This is a genomic window from Desulfobacter sp., from assembly GCA_028768545.1.
Lineage (GTDB): Bacteria > Desulfobacterota > Desulfobacteria > Desulfobacterales > Desulfobacteraceae > Desulfobacter.
In genome coordinates, this window is sequence record CP054838.1 from 4,033,987 (window position 1) to 4,051,820 (window position 17,834).

General features: G+C 46.9%; 11 protein-coding genes and 2 pseudogenes. 6 read left to right on the top strand and 7 right to left on the bottom strand.

Annotation, left to right across the window (positions count from 1 at the left end):
- Positions 1 to 34: 34 nt before the first annotated feature.
- Positions 35 to 1,738, bottom strand: a complete 1,704-nt coding sequence (locus HUN05_19540) for a M20/M25/M40 family metallo-hydrolase (GenBank protein WDP87048.1) — start codon at positions 1,736 to 1,738, stop codon at positions 35 to 37.
- Between the two features lie 17 nt (positions 1,739 to 1,755).
- Positions 1,756 to 2,241, bottom strand: coding sequence for an Lrp/AsnC family transcriptional regulator (locus tag HUN05_19545; protein ID WDP87049.1), 486 nt, complete (start codon positions 2,239 to 2,241; stop codon positions 1,756 to 1,758).
- A 348-nt stretch (positions 2,242 to 2,589) separates the two neighbouring features.
- Here HUN05_19545 and HUN05_19550 point away from each other — a divergent pair, with 348 nt between their 5' ends.
- Positions 2,590 to 4,716: an LOG family protein gene (locus HUN05_19550; GenBank protein WDP88151.1), complete on the top strand. Its 2,127-nt coding sequence runs from the start codon at positions 2,590 to 2,592 to the stop codon at positions 4,714 to 4,716.
- A 79-nt stretch (positions 4,717 to 4,795) separates the two neighbouring features.
- Here HUN05_19550 and HUN05_19555 read toward each other — a convergent pair whose 3' ends face one another.
- The gene (locus HUN05_19555) at positions 4,796 to 5,917 is read right to left on the bottom strand and encodes a methyl-accepting chemotaxis protein (protein WDP87050.1); all 1,122 of its coding nucleotides are present in this window, start codon (positions 5,915 to 5,917) and stop codon (positions 4,796 to 4,798) included.
- 108 nt (positions 5,918 to 6,025) lie between these two features.
- Between HUN05_19555 and HUN05_19560 the strand changes: the two genes are divergently transcribed.
- Positions 6,026 to 7,237 (top strand): IS256 family transposase, encoded by a 1,212-nt coding sequence (locus HUN05_19560; protein WDP87051.1) that lies wholly within the window; start codon positions 6,026 to 6,028, stop codon positions 7,235 to 7,237.
- A gap of 7 nt (positions 7,238 to 7,244) precedes the next feature.
- Here the strand turns inward: HUN05_19560 and HUN05_19565 are convergent, their stop codons facing one another.
- The 4 genes and pseudogenes from HUN05_19565 to HUN05_19580 all read right to left on the bottom strand — a co-directional run bounded on the left by HUN05_19565 (position 7,245) and on the right by HUN05_19580 (position 12,737).
- Positions 7,245 to 7,871 carry a hypothetical protein gene (locus tag HUN05_19565; protein ID WDP87052.1) on the bottom strand — a complete coding sequence of 209 codons (627 nt, stop codon included), beginning with the start codon at positions 7,869 to 7,871 and terminating at the stop codon, positions 7,245 to 7,247.
- Positions 7,872 to 8,301: 430 nt separating this feature from the next.
- Positions 8,302 to 9,667, bottom strand: a pseudogene (gene gtfA / locus HUN05_19570) (sucrose phosphorylase).
- Between the two features lie 3 nt (positions 9,668 to 9,670).
- Positions 9,671 to 11,851: pseudogene (locus HUN05_19575) on the bottom strand (HAD-IIB family hydrolase).
- A gap of 85 nt (positions 11,852 to 11,936) precedes the next feature.
- The gene (locus HUN05_19580) at positions 11,937 to 12,737 is read right to left on the bottom strand and encodes a hypothetical protein (protein WDP87053.1); all 801 of its coding nucleotides are present in this window, start codon (positions 12,735 to 12,737) and stop codon (positions 11,937 to 11,939) included.
- Between the two features lie 288 nt (positions 12,738 to 13,025).
- On the opposite strand from HUN05_19580, the gene HUN05_19585 reads away from it, so the two are divergent.
- The 4 genes from HUN05_19585 (at position 13,026) to HUN05_19600 (ending at position 17,769) form a co-directional block, all read left to right on the top strand.
- On the top strand, positions 13,026 to 13,454 hold the full coding sequence (locus HUN05_19585) for an META domain-containing protein (protein ID WDP87054.1): 429 nt from the start codon (positions 13,026 to 13,028) through the stop codon (positions 13,452 to 13,454).
- A 430-nt stretch (positions 13,455 to 13,884) separates the two neighbouring features.
- A complete protein-coding gene (locus tag HUN05_19590) occupies positions 13,885 to 15,003 on the top strand; it encodes an ISAs1 family transposase (protein ID WDP87055.1) in 1,119 nt (372 codons plus the stop codon).
- Positions 15,004 to 15,094: 91 nt separating this feature from the next.
- Complete coding sequence (locus HUN05_19595) at positions 15,095 to 16,306, top strand: IS256 family transposase (GenBank protein ID WDP87056.1); 1,212 nt, start codon at positions 15,095 to 15,097, stop codon at positions 16,304 to 16,306.
- Between the two features lie 365 nt (positions 16,307 to 16,671).
- Positions 16,672 to 17,769 (top strand): hypothetical protein, encoded by a 1,098-nt coding sequence (locus HUN05_19600; GenBank protein WDP87057.1) that lies wholly within the window; start codon positions 16,672 to 16,674, stop codon positions 17,767 to 17,769.
- Positions 17,770 to 17,834: the final 65 nt, after the last annotated feature.

A 17,834-nucleotide genomic window follows, 5' to 3' on the forward strand; every position in this document is an offset into this window, starting at 1 on the left:
AATTATGGAATTATACCGATCTTTCTTTTCCGGTTTAAAGGGTATCTAAGTCCTCCTGTGCTGGGTTCAAAAGTTCCAGGGTCACCGCTTGGATCAGCCCCGGCAGGGTTTCCATGGAATAAGGCACATGGACCCGTTCGTACAACTTGTGAAAATCCTTTCCATGGACCCCCATATCCAAAACCGGAATGTTCAGTCTTCGTATTTTTTCAATATCAATTGCCCAGCCCCGCTCCCAGCAGGGCATGTTTTCTTCTAATACCGCCTTGTTTTCCCGGCCTTCGGTATAGGCGCAGAAACTTGCATCCGAAAGAAAGGGGAAAAAACGATCAAGGCGAATATCATAGGGTGTCTTTTGGGTCCGGCCCAGATAAGGGGTCAGTGCGGCTAAGGTTTTCTGGTTAAACCATTTGAATTTTGGATCTTCAAATTCAGGGTCATTGGCCGGATAATACGGGGGCATTAAAAAAATAATGGCAGCAGGGCCGGACAGGCCCGAAACATGCCAGACTTTCTGCACCAGGGCCAGGCTGTGGTCCCTTAGTTCCGGATAGGTCCCCATGCTTTGGCAGATCTCATCCATGGCGTTGTCCAGAACTTTTGCGCCCTTGTGTTCCCGGACATGGGCACAAAGCTGTGAAAAATCCATTACCCGGTAACTGCGGTTGACAGGCATTGGGGTGGTCTTGTTTTTATCAAAGAAGGTGCGGGTCTGAGTTTCAAGCCGGGTCATACAATCTTCAAATGCCTGGCCTGCAAGTGTTTGGAATATCTCCATAACCTGGGATACATTCCGTTTGTAATTTAAAATATTATAATAGGCGTAGGCCTCAAAGGGAACCTGACCGTTATAATCGGTTTTCAGGTCGGCCTGTTTCAATGAGACAGGGGGGTGGGTGAATTCTTTGTTAAAATGGTCGGCCAGTGCCATGTTGCCGTCCACAAGCCAGGTGAGCCTGGACAAAAACATATTTGCATCAAATCCCTGGAGGGATTCTCCCACATGGGCGGCTTTTCCCACGACAAATACCCCTGGCACAGCTTTGCCCATGGCTCCGAGGTACATATGGCGCTTATCCTTGGATGACCCGTCCATCTGGGTGACCACGTCCGTGTTGATGGCACCGACAAAATTTAAGTGTTCTCTGACCGCCATGGCCTCAAGCGGGCCGGCCATTGAAATCATTCCCTGGGAATCGGCCTCTTCATCACAGACCAGGCAGAGAGCAATATTTCCGGAAAAGGTATCCGGGGCTGCAGCGATTTTTTCCAAAAGGCAGATCAGTGCAGCCACACCGGTTTTCATATCTGCTGTCCCCCGGCCAAAAAGCCATCGGCCGGATTTAAGATCTTCGGAGACCTCATCGGGAAGATCACATTTTTCCAAGGCCTTCATCAGTCCATCTGGATCACAGGCCAGGGGTTCCAGGGTCTTGTACTCCTTTACATCCACCGTGTCCATATGCCCCAGGTACAAGAGGGTTTGGTCGCTGGGATCCTTTTTTCCCCGTACCAGGGCCAGGATGTTTCGCTGGTCTGTGTTGCCCATTGGGCAGGATATCAGCTGTTGCGGGTATTGTTTAAAATAATCCAGTTTTGCCAGCCGTTCCTGGATATGATCTGCGATGCGCCGTTCCCCTTTTGTGCGGCTGACGCTTTGAATCCCTACCAGATCAAGGGTTAGATCATAAATTGATTTGCCAAGGGGGGGTAAATTGTTTTTTAAAATCGTCATCATCTATATCCTATGGGCTGCTATAGGCTCCAGTTCTTTAAATTTTCCGGCAGCATGATCCATTTATTTTTGGCCTTCATCACCACAAAGGATTCACTGTCTGCAATATATCCCAAGGCCGGCAGTTTTTCTGAAACAAACCGGTATAAAGATTCCATTCCTTCTGAAAAGACCACCTCGGCAAAAATATCAAACCTGCCTGTGACCGAGTAGGCACAGTGAACTTCGTCCAGTTCTGCAATTTCATCCAATGCCCTGCCAAGCTTGGTGTCGTCATTGATCTGGATGGCCACCAGGGCCATGATCAGGTTTTTGGTCCTGAAAGGGTCAATCAGTCCTGAAATTTTCAACAAGCCCGAGCGGATCAGATTTTTCATCCGGGAATTTAATGTGGGATTTGTTATTCCCAGTGTATCAACAAGCTTTTTCACCGGAATACGGCCGTCAACGGTGAGAAGGCGAATCAATTTTCGATCAAGTGCATCCAGGCTGGGATCTTTTTCCATGTTGATTGTTCCCTATATTTTAAATATTTATAAAATAAAGACAGTATTTTTTTAAAAATTAAAATTTACTAATATTTTTTTTATTCATTGAAAGTATGTTTGTCAAGAATTAATTTTTCTCAGATCTGGCCCCATGGGGTGGGGACCGTTGAAAAGATTTGGGTTTCTCATCTGTTTTTAACCGGTCCAAATACCGGGAATTGACTTGAGCATGGGGATTTCACTGGATGGAGTCTGTCAGGGATCAATGGGTCAGGATTTTACTTGACGGAAAAAATCTGCCTGGGTATTGTTTCTTTCAGTGTTGAATGCGCAGTCCCAACCTCGTTAACCAAGTTAGGATACCACATGGACATTCCCCAGATCATCAGCCCGGACGGATATATCAATAAACTGTTTAAAAAAGATCCCGAGGAAAAAGGGGTCAGGGCCCAGTTTGTATTTCCCCAGGTGTCAGATTATATAATTTCCGCCTTAAAAGAGGATAAACCCTGGTTTTTTTCAGGGCGGAGCGGCAATGCCCAGATGGGCATCCTCACAGACACCCATCTGCCGGGAGAGCCTGTTGTCTCCCCTGAAATCAAAGGATCTAAAATTCTGCTTCCCGGCCGGATACTCAATCTCAACCCCTTGATGGAAAACGCCCTTGATCTGTTTGAGCCCGGAGATGAGATCGGGCGCCTTGTGGTCATGGACCCGGAACTTCGGATTCAGGATGTCAGGCACTATCTTCATAAACGTCTCTTTGTGGGCAGCCGTATGGGCAAAAGGTATTATGGCGGGTTTGACATCTGCCAGGAGACAGATCCTGTCACGGGCAGGACATGCGACTATATTGAGGCGGCCCTCTCCCCCTATCAATACCGGTTTGAACCTGCGGCCATGAACCAGACCAGCCTCAATGCCGTGGTGAAAAAGGGCAGAAGCGCTTTGAATACCATCCGGTCCAGGGTGCCTTTGGATCTTGCCTCGGCCGCTTTAAATCCGGGAGATCTTTTTGTGGGGGCGGTTAAGATTTCCCTTGGAGATATTTACGGGATTATTGATGCCGTGGTCAGCCCTGAAAACGAAAAGATCCTCCATTTACCGGCCAGGGTTCTGGATCCTTTCCGCACCTTCAGGGACCGGCAGGTGGAATTGTTTCACCGTGGAAAAAATCGGGTCTGCCTGGATGATATCCGGATACGGATCCGGTTTTTCAGAAGTGAAAATCCTTTGACGGTTCCCCTTGAAAAGGCAAGGGTCAAAGAGGGATACAGGCTGTGTGACCTGCTCACCCATGCCGAGGTGGCCAATCTTTTTGACACCATGGAAAAGGATTCTCTGGGACTGATCCTGAATAAGGCCAATTTTGTCCAGGTGCCAAGGGCCCTGGACCCTGACGGGGAAGCCCAGGTGGAAATCATCCGAAACAGCCTTGTGACCTCCACCACAAGAAAGCATAAACCCACCCTGCCCGATACCGTGGAACAAAAATTTAGAAAAACCCTGGGCAAACTCTCTGTGCTTGGGGGGGTCAACTCCCGGGTCTTTATTGCCAGGGAGTTTCCGGCCAGGGACGTGGTGGATGCCCTGCGGCGCAGCGGCCTGCGCACCTTTTTAATCAATGCTAAAAATCCGAGTTTTACAGATGATTATATCAAGCACATGATCGAGATTACCCATGCGCCCCATTCCCAGTGCGAGTTCATGCGCTATGATCCTGAAATTGATAAACTATACTCATTTTACCATGGCTGCTTTATGGAGCCAGACGACTGGGAGCGGTTTGACCGGGTAAGATTCTGGTTTGCCTTTTACGGGTCCCACACCCATGCCGCAGACAATCAACTGACCATGGATCTGATCAACCGGCTGGCCATCGGCCTGGGAGATGAGATGGGTATTGTCCACGGGGGCGGGCCCGGACTGATGAAAGAGGCCAATGACCTTGCAAGGCAGCACAATATCATGAGCATCGGCATTGCCATTGAGCTGGAAGGGGAAAACCAGGCTTCCTTGACCACCTGTGACGGTCTGATTAAATATGACGAGGGCCTGCGCCTGGCCCGCCAGGATCATTTGCAGAAACTGAGCAATCTGCCCATTATCAATACCGGGGGATACGGGAGTGCAGAGGAATTGTCCATCACCATCACCTCCATGAAAATCCATGAAAATCCTTTGGCCCCCATTATCCTTCTGGATCCGGACAATCTTTGGGACCATGCCAGAAAACAGACCCAGAAGATTGCAGATAAACACTACGGCCCTGCCTTTACCCCCCATCTGGTCAAGTCCTGTAAAAACGCAAGTGAGGCAGAGCGTGAAATCATAGGCTTTATTGCAGATCCGGATCTTTGGTACGAAAAAAACAAGATTCCCGAACAGAGTGTAAAAAAGGCCAGGGTAAAGGCGGCCCGGATCCGCAAAACCTTTTTGCACCAGGAAACCGTCGAGGTCTTTGCCTCTCCTTGTTTACGGCTTAAAAAATAAGGCAGTTTCCCTGTTTTGTTTTTTTTCTTGGTTTTTGGGTGGCAGGTCATCTGGGCCTGCCACTGATCCGGCTTTTATTTCAGGTGCGCAGCCGTCCCATGATATTTTTGAGTTCCACGCTCAGCCCGGCCAGTTTTTCCGAATAGGCGCTGACCTGGGAGGCGGTTGTGTAAATTTCCTTGGCCGAGTGGTCCACATCCTCGATATCTGTGGACATCTGACGTGTGGCTGCGGCGCCCTGGCTTATGTTTTCATCCATGCCGTGGATTTCATTGGAGGCAGCATGGAGGTTTTTGTCCACCTGTTGGGTGGTCTGCTTCTGGTCCTCCATGGCCAGGGCAATGGAAGAGACAATGGTGTCGATCTCATTGATGATTTCAGAGACCTCTTTGATTTCCCGGGAAAATGAAATTGTTGTTTTTTGAACCCCGAGGATGCTTTGTTTAATATCCTGGGTGGCGTCAGAGGTCTGCTGGGCCAGGGCTTTTATTTCATTGGCCACAACGGCAAATCCCCGGCCGGCAGAACCGGCCCTTGCCGCTTCTATGGTTGCATTGAGGGCCAGCAGGTTGGTCTGTTCTGAAATCTCAGTGATGGCCTCGGTTACCGTTCCAATATTTTGGGCGGAATCTCCCAGGGCCGCAATTTTATTGGACGCCAGACTGATTTTATCCACGGCCAGGCCTGAGACGGACTTTGCTTTTTCTACATTCAGGGAAATCGTGCTGATGTTGGTGCTCATCCCTTCTGTGGCCAACACCATTTCTTTGATATTTTCTGTGGTCTGTCTGGAGGCCTTGGTGATATGCGCCATGTTGACATTCATCTGAGCCCCGGTGGAGGTCATGGACATGGATTTTTCAGAGGTTTTTTCGGCATTGGATTTAAGATCTGTGGAAATGTCATCCAGCTGTTTTGTGGAGGCGGCCAGGGTTTGAATATGGGCGGAGACATCCTTGATAATGGTCTGGATCGCCTGGACAAAAGTGTTGAAGCATCCGGCCAGGTCTCCGATTTCATCATTTTGTCTGACAGCCAGGCGCAGGGTCAGATTGCCCTCCCTGGAAGCGATTTCCCTGAGCATGGAAGATACGGCCACCACGGGCCGGACCAAATGATTCATGAGAAAATATCCAAACGTCCCAAGGCAGAGACCCACAAGGATGCCCAGGATACAGGTTGTTTTTTTCGTCTGGACCATGATGGCCTGCTTGTGGATCTGCTCCAAGTCCTGAATTTTTAAGGGCGTTCAAAATTCTGTGTCAGTTGAATGAAAGCTGATATACTCAGCTAAATAAGGAGAACTGACATGACCGAAGAAAACACCGAATTTGATTTTCAAAAAGCCCTTAAAGGCATCCAGGAAGGTAAACCCTTCACAGGTAAGGGCGGCGTCCTTACATCATTAATCAAAAATCTTGCTGAAGCTGCTCTTGAAGGAGAGTTGGAGTCCCATCTCGGGCAGGAAGTTTCTGCCAACCGCCGTAATGGAAAAAGCAAAAAGACCATTAAATCCCTGGATGGTAAATTTGAGCTGGAAACCCCGCGTGACAGGGCCGGAACCTTCTCTCCACAGATCGTCAAAAAACATCAGACAACGCTCAGCGATGAAATTGAAAGAAAGATAATAGCCCTTTACGGCCTGGGCATGAGTTATAATGATATGGCTTCCCATTTACAGGAAATCTATGGACTTGAGATTTCAAATGCCACTCTGAGCACCATTACCGATAAAATCATCCATACCGTCAAAGAATGGCAGGCCAGGCCGTTGGAAAATGTGTACCCAATCGTATGGCTTGATGCCATACATTATAAAGTACGAGAAAACGGAAAGGTCGGCAGCAAAGCCGTTTACACAATTCTTGGGGTGAATATCGAGGGCCGCAAAGAGGTTCTTGGGCTGTACATATCCGAGAATGAGGGTGCGAACTTCTGGCTGCAGGTGTTAACAGACCTTTCAAACCGAGGGGTAAAAGATATCCTGATTGCCTGTGTTGATGGTCTAAAAGGTTTTCCCGAGGCCATTGAGACCATATTCCCGGACACAGAAGTTCAACTCTGCGTAGTCCACCAGATCCGAAATTCATTGAAATACGTTGGTTCCAAAAATAAAAAGGAATTTATGGCAGATCTAAAACGTGTTTATAAAGCGGTCAATAAGGATCTGGCCGAAGAAGAACTGGATATCTTGGAAAATAAATGGAATGACAAATACCCGATTGTGATAAAATCCTGGCGGAACAACTGGGAACGCCTCAGTCATTTCTTTAAATATCCAGAAGAGATTCGACGGATAATATACACCACAAATACCATTGAGGCTGTGCATCGACAGTTTCGAAAACTGACCAAAACAAAGGGATCATTCCCGAACCAGAACAGCCTGTTAAAGCTGCTTTACATGGGGATCCAGAACGCCAGTAAAAAATGGACAATGCCGATTCAAAATTGGTCACTGACAATTTCCCAGTTGGCAATTTTCTTTGAAGGCCGGCTGGATAAAGAGCTGGGAATTTGATAGGGATTTATTTACAGATGGAAAAGATGGTTCCAGGAACTCCACTCCAGCAAAAGTCAACTCCTCCGACGTGGCTGATTGAAGGCCCATTCTCGGACCTGACTTTTACTTCCGCTGGCGCTGAGGCAGATCCGGGAACCGAAACCGTGACACAGAATTCTGAACATTCCCGAATTTTTTGAATCAGGGTCTGGCTTGCCCTTGCCCTGTCCACCAGTTTTTTTTCCAGAAAAGTATCCCATGACCTTGGATTGTTTTGATCTGTTTTGACAAGTCCCTGGAATACTTTTTTGTACTCGTTTATCTCCCGGTTCACCGCGTTAAGTGAGTTTATGTATCTGGGGCCTAAGTTTTTTTCAGCCTTTTTTGTCAAAGAGAGTCCTGTTGCCAGAAGCGTTTCCCATTTTTCAACGGAGTTGAGCCTATCTTGGCCATGGACGGCAAGTCCGCGAAGCTGGTAGTTTTTTTCCTGACGGCGGCATTCCAGAAGCTTAATATTGATCTGATTCATGATTTTTAGATTTTCATCAATGGCATTCATTCGCCTGAGACTGAAAATAAAATTGCCGCAAATCCCGGACACAGAAAGGGTGATAATGATGATCAGCAACCAGGCTTTGGTTCGGATACTCATATTGAATTTCTCTCCTTATTATTTTTGTGATCCTTCATTCCAGTGTCATCCCATTGGTTTGATGACCTTTGATGTTCAGGTTTATCTGGGGAGAAAATAGCAAATACCGTGCCTATAAGAGAACTTGGACAAGAGGACAAGAGGACAAGAGGACAAGAGGACAAGAGGACAAGAGGACAAGAGGACAAGAGGACAAAATACGGGCTCGGTTAAAATTGAATTTTGCAATTGTTTTTTTTATCCCTGCCTTTGAGGAAGGGCAGATTGGCGGGCCGCATATTTTTTAAACAAGGGATTTTTTATTCGCCCAGTTATAGGCGTTGGCATTTATACCCTAAACAGGCTGTCCGGATTTTTTACAGGATGGAAAGGCGGGTGTCCCTCTTTTATTTTTGTCGGCAAAGAATGAAACCAAGGCTGGGGTACTGGCCTATACGATAAAATCAGTTTCTCTGGATGCCACAGGATCCGTATAGGTGATCTTGACCCCATAGTTTTTAACGTCAATATAGGCGGTTGCCGTGTATTTTTTCTGGGTCCACTCCAGGGTCAGGGCCGTGTCCGAGGATTTGATCAAATTAAACTCCCCGTTAAAGGCCGGATAGGAATTTCTGAACTCCATGAGTTTTAAAATCCGTTGAACCACCGGCTTTTGAATGTCCTGGCGGATTTCGGACAAGGTATAGTTATGGCGGTTGATATTTCTGCCAAGGCGGGTCCGCTCCAGCAATTCAATGTCATTTTCACCGGCCAAAAGCCCTACATAATAGACTTGAGGAATGCCCGGGGTGAAAAACTGGATGGTCCTTGCCGCAATATAGGCATCATCATGGCAGCCCAAGGCCGAGTAATATGTGCAGTTGACCTGGTAGATATCAAGGTTCTGGTATTCAGGACCCGAATAGGTCTCTTTGACATTGGAGCCCCGTTTGTAGAGCATTTTTAAGGTGTCGTCAATTTCATCCTGGTTGAGCAAATCCATCACGTCCACCACGCCGATGCCGTCATGGGTATCCAGGGTGGTAATCTGTTTTCTGGGGCATTTTCTCAGCCAGGATTTGAGCTGGCGGGTGGTGTTCATGTACAAACAGTGGAGCACCAGCATGGGCAGGGAAAAATCATAACACCAATACCCTTTTTCCGCCAGCTTGAGCTGGTAGGAGTAATGTTCGTGGATTTCGGGCAGGATCTCCGTATCAAATGCCGCAGAGTAATCGTCAAACCAGTCCAGGTATTCCCAGATTTTGGGTTCCACAAAAAAACAATTAGTGCCCAGTTCCATTGTGGTATAGGCAATGGCGTCCAGGCGGATCATTTTGGGCCGGTTCCGTGCCAGGCGGATAAGAAATTTTCTCATGACTTCACGGGTTTTGGGGGAATCATAGTCCAGATCAATCTGCTCGTAATCAAATCAAAGGTGCACCAGATTTTTTCCAGGGTGCCGTTGGGCCGTTCAAGCTGCTGATAAGGAGGGCGGGGTTTTCGGGTATATACTTTTTTTAGATCTTCTTCGGGGATAAATCCGCCCGGCACAAGCTTGTCAAAGGTGAGAAACATGTCTGCATATTCGCTCATGTTTCCTTTTTCCACATCTTCCCAGGTGCCGAATGCCGGATCCACTTCATCATAGGTTTTGGGGGCAAACCCCCTGTCAGAAGAGGAGGGGTAAAAGGGGAGGATGTGAACCCCCCGGACCGCCTTGAAAAAAATTTGCGCAGCACATAGTGGAGTTCAGGCAGGTTGGCTCCCAGGGAATCCGGATAGGTAATCAATTGAATTTTGTTTTTTAAGGTCATGGCTTACCTCATTGCAGTTTCAATAAAATTATAATGGGCCAATCCCTCTAAAATGCCGCCGGCATAAGAGTTTTTGGCAAAGTATCGTTTTCGGCCCGGTTTCAGCCGGGACAGTTCCGGGCTGTAATTTCCCACAATAACGGCACAGGGGTCTCCTTTGAGCATCTCTTCGTCATTTCCCGAATCTCCGCACACCAGAAAATGTTTTAAGGGGATTTCCCATTTATAACTCAGGTAGCGCAAGGCTTTTCCCTTGGACGCCCTGTGGGGCAGAATATCCAGGTATTTGTCATGGGAATAGATCAGGGTGTACAAAAACCGGTTTTTGGTGAGGACATGATGAATTTTAGGCAGCCGGTCTTTTCCCGGGGCCATATAGTAGGAGCGTTTATAAGGCGTTTGGCGGTCTTGGGCCTGAAGGGTGATAAAGTCGATGTCTGCAAGGCGCAGGGTCATGGTTTCAGGTTTTCATCCCCTTGAAATATGGGTTTCCCAGCCCTTGTCATGGTGCAGATCCTTGCCGTAGTTGATCCTGCTGCCCACATCCGAAATAATGATGTCCGGGCTTGGGATATGATTGAGTTTTAATATTTTGATTGTCGATTCAAGGGTTCTGCCGGTGGCCACCCCAAATCCGATCCGATCTTTGTGGATGGCTATCATTTTGATCAGCTGATCCAGCGCTTCAGGGTTTCCGCCCAAAAGGGTATTGTCAATGTCGGTGATGATCATATGGCTTAAATTGGAAAGCCTGCGCCCGATACTGTGTTTCGGGGTCCTGACACTCAGAGAAGAGGCTTCAAAATTTTTGGAGACCTTTTGTATGGCATTCATATAGGTGGCCCCATGGGTTTCCCAGGTATACATCTTCCGGGTTTTCAGGATGCCGTTTTTGGAAAATTCATTCCAGAGGTCTGGGGTAGCAATGATTTTTCTAATGGCCTCTGAAATGGCGGCATCATCTTTGGGGTCCACCAGAATACCCCCGCTGCAATTGGCCACAATATCCTTGGGCCCGCCGTCACAGGTGGCCACAATGGGCAGCCCGCAGGCCAGAGATTCCAGCAGGGTCAAGCCAAAGGGTTCGGTCAGGGCCGGGTTGACAAACACCCCTTTTTTCTGGGCGGCGATTCTGTATAGTTCCGGGACCTCATGCTCGAAATTATGGGTTTTGGGAATGGCCATTTTTCCGTAAAGATTATACTTGTCCATGAGCAAGAGCATCCGGGTGAGCACATCCCGTTCATTGTCTTCCATCTTGGAGATATCCTTGCGGATTCCTGCAAATACGGCCAGATTGGCCATGGCCTGGAGATCGTTGTCCTTGCCGAAAGCCCGGACAAAACCTGCGATATTTTTTCTCTTATCCGGTCGGCTGAGCACCAGGATCATGGGTTTGTCAGGGAATTGGAAAAACCGGTTCAGCTCTTGTTTGAGGGATGACCTGGCAAACAGGGCCTCTTCTTTTTCTACTGTGGATTCAAAGGTATCATGGGTATAGGGATAGAATTTATCAATGCCGATGCCTGGGGGGATGACCTTGTATGAGGATAGGGCCCGGCTCTGGTAAAGGCCGTACTGACCTTCTATTTCCTGGGTGGTGCTGGTGATGACAAGATCGGCATACTTGAGTATGGTCTCTTCGGTTTCAATGCGATGGTCAATTTTGAGCATTCGGTTCATCTCTTTTGTGTCCATGCCTTCATCAATCAGCCTTGCTTTTTTGGACCGGCCCAGAGAATGGCCCGTGTATAAAAAAGGGACCCCAAAAAACTGGGAAAGCTCCATGGCCACATATCCTGCATCTGGATAATGCCCATGGACAATGTCCGGAACCTGTTTTTCCTGTTGAATAAATTTGACGGTTTTATCGACAAATTCATTTAAATGGGGCCATAGCAGTTCCTTGCGTATGTATTTGCGCTCCCCGCACTGGATTCTGACGATCCTGAATTTTTCATTTATGTTTTCAATGGGCTGGCTGTAGTCCGGGGAATAGGATTTATCGCTGATGAGCCGGGTAAAAAGATCCACTTTTTCCACATCCGGGTGGGAGGAGAGGGTGCGGCACAATTCTACCACATACCGGATTTGACCTCCGGTATCGGCATCATATCCCAGTTCAAGATCATGACCCCGCAGCAGACCGTGGATGCTGAACATCTGTATATAGGGTTTATTCATGGGAAAACCTTGGTAAATAGGTGGCATAAATTTTGGAATCCAGGGGCAAAGCGCCTTGAATTTCGCAGATTTGCCCTGCAAATTTTTAGGCCATGGCCATGGCTTTTTTGGGGTCAATCTTTGAAAGGCCAGCTGCGGCAGCCATGGCGGCATAGGCATCTCCAGCCCCGACCGTATCGGCAATTGAAATATTTTTTGAGGTCTGTGAATCAGAATGAACCGCGCCTTTTTTGGATACCCAAAGGCTTCCCTTTTCCCCCAGGGTAAGAATTACGCGTTTGGGCCCTTTTTCAAGCAGGCGGGCTGCCCGCTGTTCCAGTCCCATCCCCTGGTCTGGCACCAGCAGGCAAAGCTCTTCAAGGCTGAGTTTGAGGATGTCCGAAGCCCTGATGCTGAATGCGATTGTTTTTTTGGAATAACACCCGGGCCGAAGGTTGATGTCGCAAAAGGTTTGGGTTTCAGGGGGCAGGTGGTCAAGAACGGATTTTACAAGGCTGTGTCCATGGGGGGGTCGTTGAATCAAGGTGCCGAAATAAAAGAGTGCAGGACCTGATTCACTCAGGGCCTTTAGTCGGTGGTCAAAGACGATATGATCATAGGCCGTGTTTTGGGCAATGCAAAATTCATGTGACCCGTCCACGTCCATGACAACCTTTACCCTGCCGGTGGGAAAGAGAGTATCCCTTTGAATATCGCCCGGATCAAACCGGGCGGCCTCAACGGCCTCTATGGCATTTGAACCCAAGTCATCTTGTCCCACTCTCGAGATAAACCGGACATCAAATCCCAGTTTTTTAAGGTGAAAGGCAAAATTAAAGGGTGCGCCGCCGATGCGCCGATCGTCCAAAAACAGGTCGAACAGGATTTCTCCGATTACCAGAATCATAAAATGGCTGCCTTGCCTTTGTCGGGAATTGTGTTCCCAAAGGTTTTGTATTGAAGATCATCTCTAATTCTTTGTTTTTCGACTCTTTTTTTTGCGGCAGAAAATTTAAATTTTCCTGCGACCTGAATTCAAATTCTGATGATTAGAGATATCCTGGAGTAAGAATAAAATGAGCTGAACAAATTAATTATAGCCCAACCGGTTTGATCAGGTCAAGGAGTTGCTTTCTTCCCTTGGCCATGGTCTGATACCCCGAAGATGGAAACACAGATCTAAAAAGGAGGCAATATGAACCGAAAAAGGAGGCATGCCTGGTCTGCCAAAATTGTGGTTTTAACCATTGCAGCTGTCATAGCCTTGGCCGGCATCGGGTGCACCTTGGCGGATAAGAACACAAAAGAAACCCGGGTGAGAATTACCTCAAAGAATTTTAAAAAAATCAGCGGGGTGCAGTGGGTTTTAAGGCAAATGATTGAAAACGGAAAAACAGTTGATCTAAAAGGGGAGGAGCCTGCATTTGTTCAATTTCAACTGGATGGCAAACTCAGCGGGTTTGCCTCGGTCAACCGGTTTTTCGGCCAACTGGACATTGATGAAAAAGGGAGGCTTGAGTTTTCCAAATTCGGCAGCACCAGGATGGCAGGCCCTGAAGAATTGATGGACCAGGAAGATCGATTTTTAGAGATTTTTCAAAAATCAAACCGTATTTTTTTCTAAGGAATTTATCTCTATGCCCAGTCCAAAGACACCAATACCGAGCTGGTCTTTTATCTGCCGGTTGACTAGACAATCCGCATATTTCACGAATCGATTTTGACCCGGTTTTTTCAAATTGCTAGGAAATCGTCGGGATAAGGATGGCTGACAGGGTCATCGCATGTAACTTTTATTAAGATTCGTCCTTACCCGGCTGGAATAGGTGAGGGGATTCCGTTAAATCTTAAGCGGTCGTCCTGACCGCTTAAGAAGCGGAAATGATCGGACCTATGCCGTCCTGGCGGGCCGCTCATTTACGCCACTCCACCCCCTTCACCCTATCCCAGCCTGGCTCTCCTGGCTTGCTATAGTATATGAGCATCGAACAAAATTTTCCTAGACATCGCTGCACAGATACGATATATATAGCAATAAACACAAGGAGTTGCCAATGAACGAAAAAAAATCTCTTGAAACTTTTTTTGACAATATTCAGGACCCCAGACACCACAATAAGCTTCATAATTTAATTGATGTCGTCATCATCGCAATTTGTGCGGTAGTTGCTGGCGCAGACACTTATGAGCAAATTGAAAACTTTGGCAAAAAGAGAAAAAGGTGGTTGTCAAAATTTCTAAGCCTTCCCCATGGGATACCCTCCCATGACACCTTTGGCAGAATTTTTGAAAGGATGAACCCGAATGAATTTCAGAGCAGTTTTATGCACTGGGTTCAGTCGGTTGCAAAGATGACCAAAGGTCAAGTCATTGCAATCGACGGCAAAACTCTAAGGCGTTCACACGATACCTCCAATGATAAGAAAGCCATTCATATGATCAGTTCGTGGGCTTCGTCTAATAAAGTGGTTTTAGGGCAATTAAAAACCGAAGAAAAATCAAATGAAATTACGGCCATTCCAAATCTTTTAAAACTTTTAGATATCTCGGGCTGCATTATAACCATTGATGCCATGGGCACTCAAAAGAAAATCGCTGAAACCATAATAAACAAAGGGTGTGACTATGTCCTTGCCCTGAAAGAAAATCATAAAACCTTGCATGATGAAGCGGTACTTTTTTTCAATAAAATGGAAGAAATGAAAAATCAGGGGTACCAGTTTAATGAACAGACCAGTGTTGACGGAGGGCACGGTCGAGTCGAAACGCGCAGGGCTGTGATAACCTCTGATATTGATTGGTTTGAAGATAAAAAAAGTTGGAAAGGTTTGAAAAGTATTGGAATGATTGAATCCACCCGGGAAATGGACGGCCAGATCAGTCATGAAAAGCGATATTATATATCGAGCCTGGATAGCGACCCCAATATTTTTGGTAATGCTGTCAGGAGGCATTGGGGAATTGAAAATTCAGTGCATTGGGTATTGGATATTGCGTTCCGTGAAGACGAAAGCAGAGTCAGAAAGGGGAACTCTCCTGAGAATTTTGCAGCGATTCGGCACATTGCATTAAATTTATTACGGAACAATAAGACATTTAAAGGGAGTGTAAAAACCAAAAGGTTGAATGCTGCTATGGATATCAAATATCTGAAGGAAGTTATGTTTGGATGATACTTGAACCAATCAAAATTATAGAGGACGTTCAAAATTCTGTGTCAGTTGAATGAAAGCTGATATACTCAGCTAAATAAGGAGAACTGACATGACCGAAGAAAACACCGAATTTGATTTTCAAAAAGCCCTTAAAGGCATCCAGGAAGGTAAACCCTTCACAGGTAAGGGCGGCGTCCTTACATCATTAATCAAAAATCTTGCTGAAGCTGCTCTTGAAGGAGAGTTGGAGTCCCATCTCGGGCAGGAAGTTTCTGCCAACCGCCGTAATGGAAAAAGCAAAAAGACCATTAAATCCCTGGATGGTAAATTTGAGCTGGAAACCCCGCGTGACAGGGCCGGAACCTTCTCTCCACAGATCGTCAAAAAACATCAGACAACGCTCAGCGATGAAATTGAAAGAAAGATAATAGCCCTTTACGGCCTGGGCATGAGTTATAATGATATGGCTTCCCATTTACAGGAAATCTATGGACTTGAGATTTCAAATGCCACTCTGAGCACCATTACCGATAAAATCATCTATACCGTCAAAGAATGGCAGGCCAGGCCGTTGGAAAATGTGTACCCAATCATATGGCTTGATGCCATACATTATAAAGTACGAGAAAACGGAAAGGTCGCCAGCAAAGCCGTTTACACAATTCTTGGGGTGAATATCGAGGGCCGCAAAGAGGTTCTTGGGCTGTACATATCCGAGAATGAGGGTGCGAACTTCTGGCTGCAGGTGTTAACAGACCTTTCAAACCGAGGGGTAAAAGATATCCTGATTGCCTGTGTTGATGGTCTAAAAGGTTTTCCCGAGGCCATTGAGACCATATTCCCGGACACAGAAGTTCAACTCTGCGTAGTCCACCAGATCCGAAATTCATTGAAATACGTTGGTTCCAAAAATAAAAAGGAATTTATGGCAGATCTAAAACGTGTTTATAAAGCGGTCAATAAGGATCTGGCCGAAGAAGAACTGGATATCTTGGAAAATAAATGGAATGACAAATACCCGATTGTGATAAAATCCTGGCGGAACAACTGGGAACGCCTCAGTCATTTCTTTAAATATCCAGAAGAGATTCGACGGATAATATACACCACAAATACCATTGAGGCTGTGCATCGACAGTTTCGAAAACTGACCAAAACAAAGGGATCATTCCCGAACCAGGACAGCCTGTTAAAGCTGCTTTACATGGGGATCCAGAACGCCAGTAAAAAATGGACAATGCCGATTCAAAATTGGTCACTGACAATTTCCCAGTTGGCAATTTTCTTTGAAGGCCGGCTGGATAAAGAGCTGGGAATTTGATAGGGATTTATTTACAGATGGAAAAGATGGTTCCAGGAACTCCACTCCAGCAAAAATCAACTCCTCCGACGTGGCTGATTGAAGGCCCATTCTCGGACCTGACTTTTACTTCCGCTGGCGCTGAGGCAGATCCGGGAACCGAAACCGTGACACAGAATTCTGAACATTCCCAAACTATAGGCACTTTACAATATTTACATGCGTGAGCCCTGGCGCCCCAACCTCTTTGCTTGCACAGATTTTTGGAACATGCTAGTATTAAAAAATCGCCTTGTGATCATTGTCCGGAGAAAAACAATATGGACCTGAAAAGGAAATTGTTCAGACAAACAGAATCCCCCAATTTACAACCAGAGGATTCGTGTATGGACGCTGATTATGACAGATTGATTTCATCTGTCAGCCATAATGATCTTTCCTTTGAAAGCACTCAAATTGCAGACCGCATGGACCAGTGGATCCTGGCCTGGCTCAATCACCGGGACACGCAGGGAAAAGGCTTGGCCCTGAATCTATTGCTTGACCGGGTATCCCATTTCAACACCATGGTCACCTCCAGAATTATTCAGGACAAAATCAATGAACTTGAAATCCGAAACAATATGGTCCCGCCCCTGCCCTTCTGCTGGATTTCCATGGGCTCTGATGCCAGAGGAGAACAGGTTGTCCGTACGGACCAGGACAATGCCCTGATCTATGCCGACCCGTCAAAAGAGAATAAAACAATCGCATTTGACTATTTTAAGGCACTTGCCCGGGAAGTGACCCAGGGGCTTGATCAATTTGGATTCACCCTTTGCAAAGGCAATGTCATGGCCACAAATCCGGACTGGTGCAGACCCTTGGGCCATTGGCTTAGGGCCCTGGACAATTGGGTGGGGTCCACAGATCCGGATGCTGTCCGAAAGCTGACCATTCTCCTGGATTTCAAAGCCATTTTCGGAGACCGGCGCCTGGCTGCCACACTCCATGCCAGGGTATTTCAAAACTTTAATGCCCATTCTTCGGCCAGCCATCTTCTGGTCCGGGACGACCAATTATTTGCCGCCCCGAAAACCCGGTTCAACCGGATCAATACCCGACAAAAACCCGGGTGCAAATCCTGTTTCAACATCAAGACCCAGGCCATTGCCCACATTGTTAACGGTGCCAGGCTCTTTGCCGTAAACCATGGCATCCAGATTCCCTCGACCCTCAAACGGTTGGAACGGCTCAGGGATGAAAGCATTCTCACCCAGACTGAATTTGACACCCTTACCCATGCCTTTGTCTTTTTGACCCGGATCAAACTCATCTCCCACCTGGACAAGACTAAAAAAGAGCTGGACCATAATTGGGTTGACATATCCATTCTCGATTCAAAACAAAAAAAACAATTACACCGGACGTTGGATGTTGTGGTCCAATTCCAGAAAAAAATGGTCAAAACCTATAACCAGGCATGGCTGAACTTTTTTAATTGATAAATTTTTAATAGATATGGACCAGCGCCCATGCTCCCTTGTAATCAGGGCGCTTCCCGGAGGAA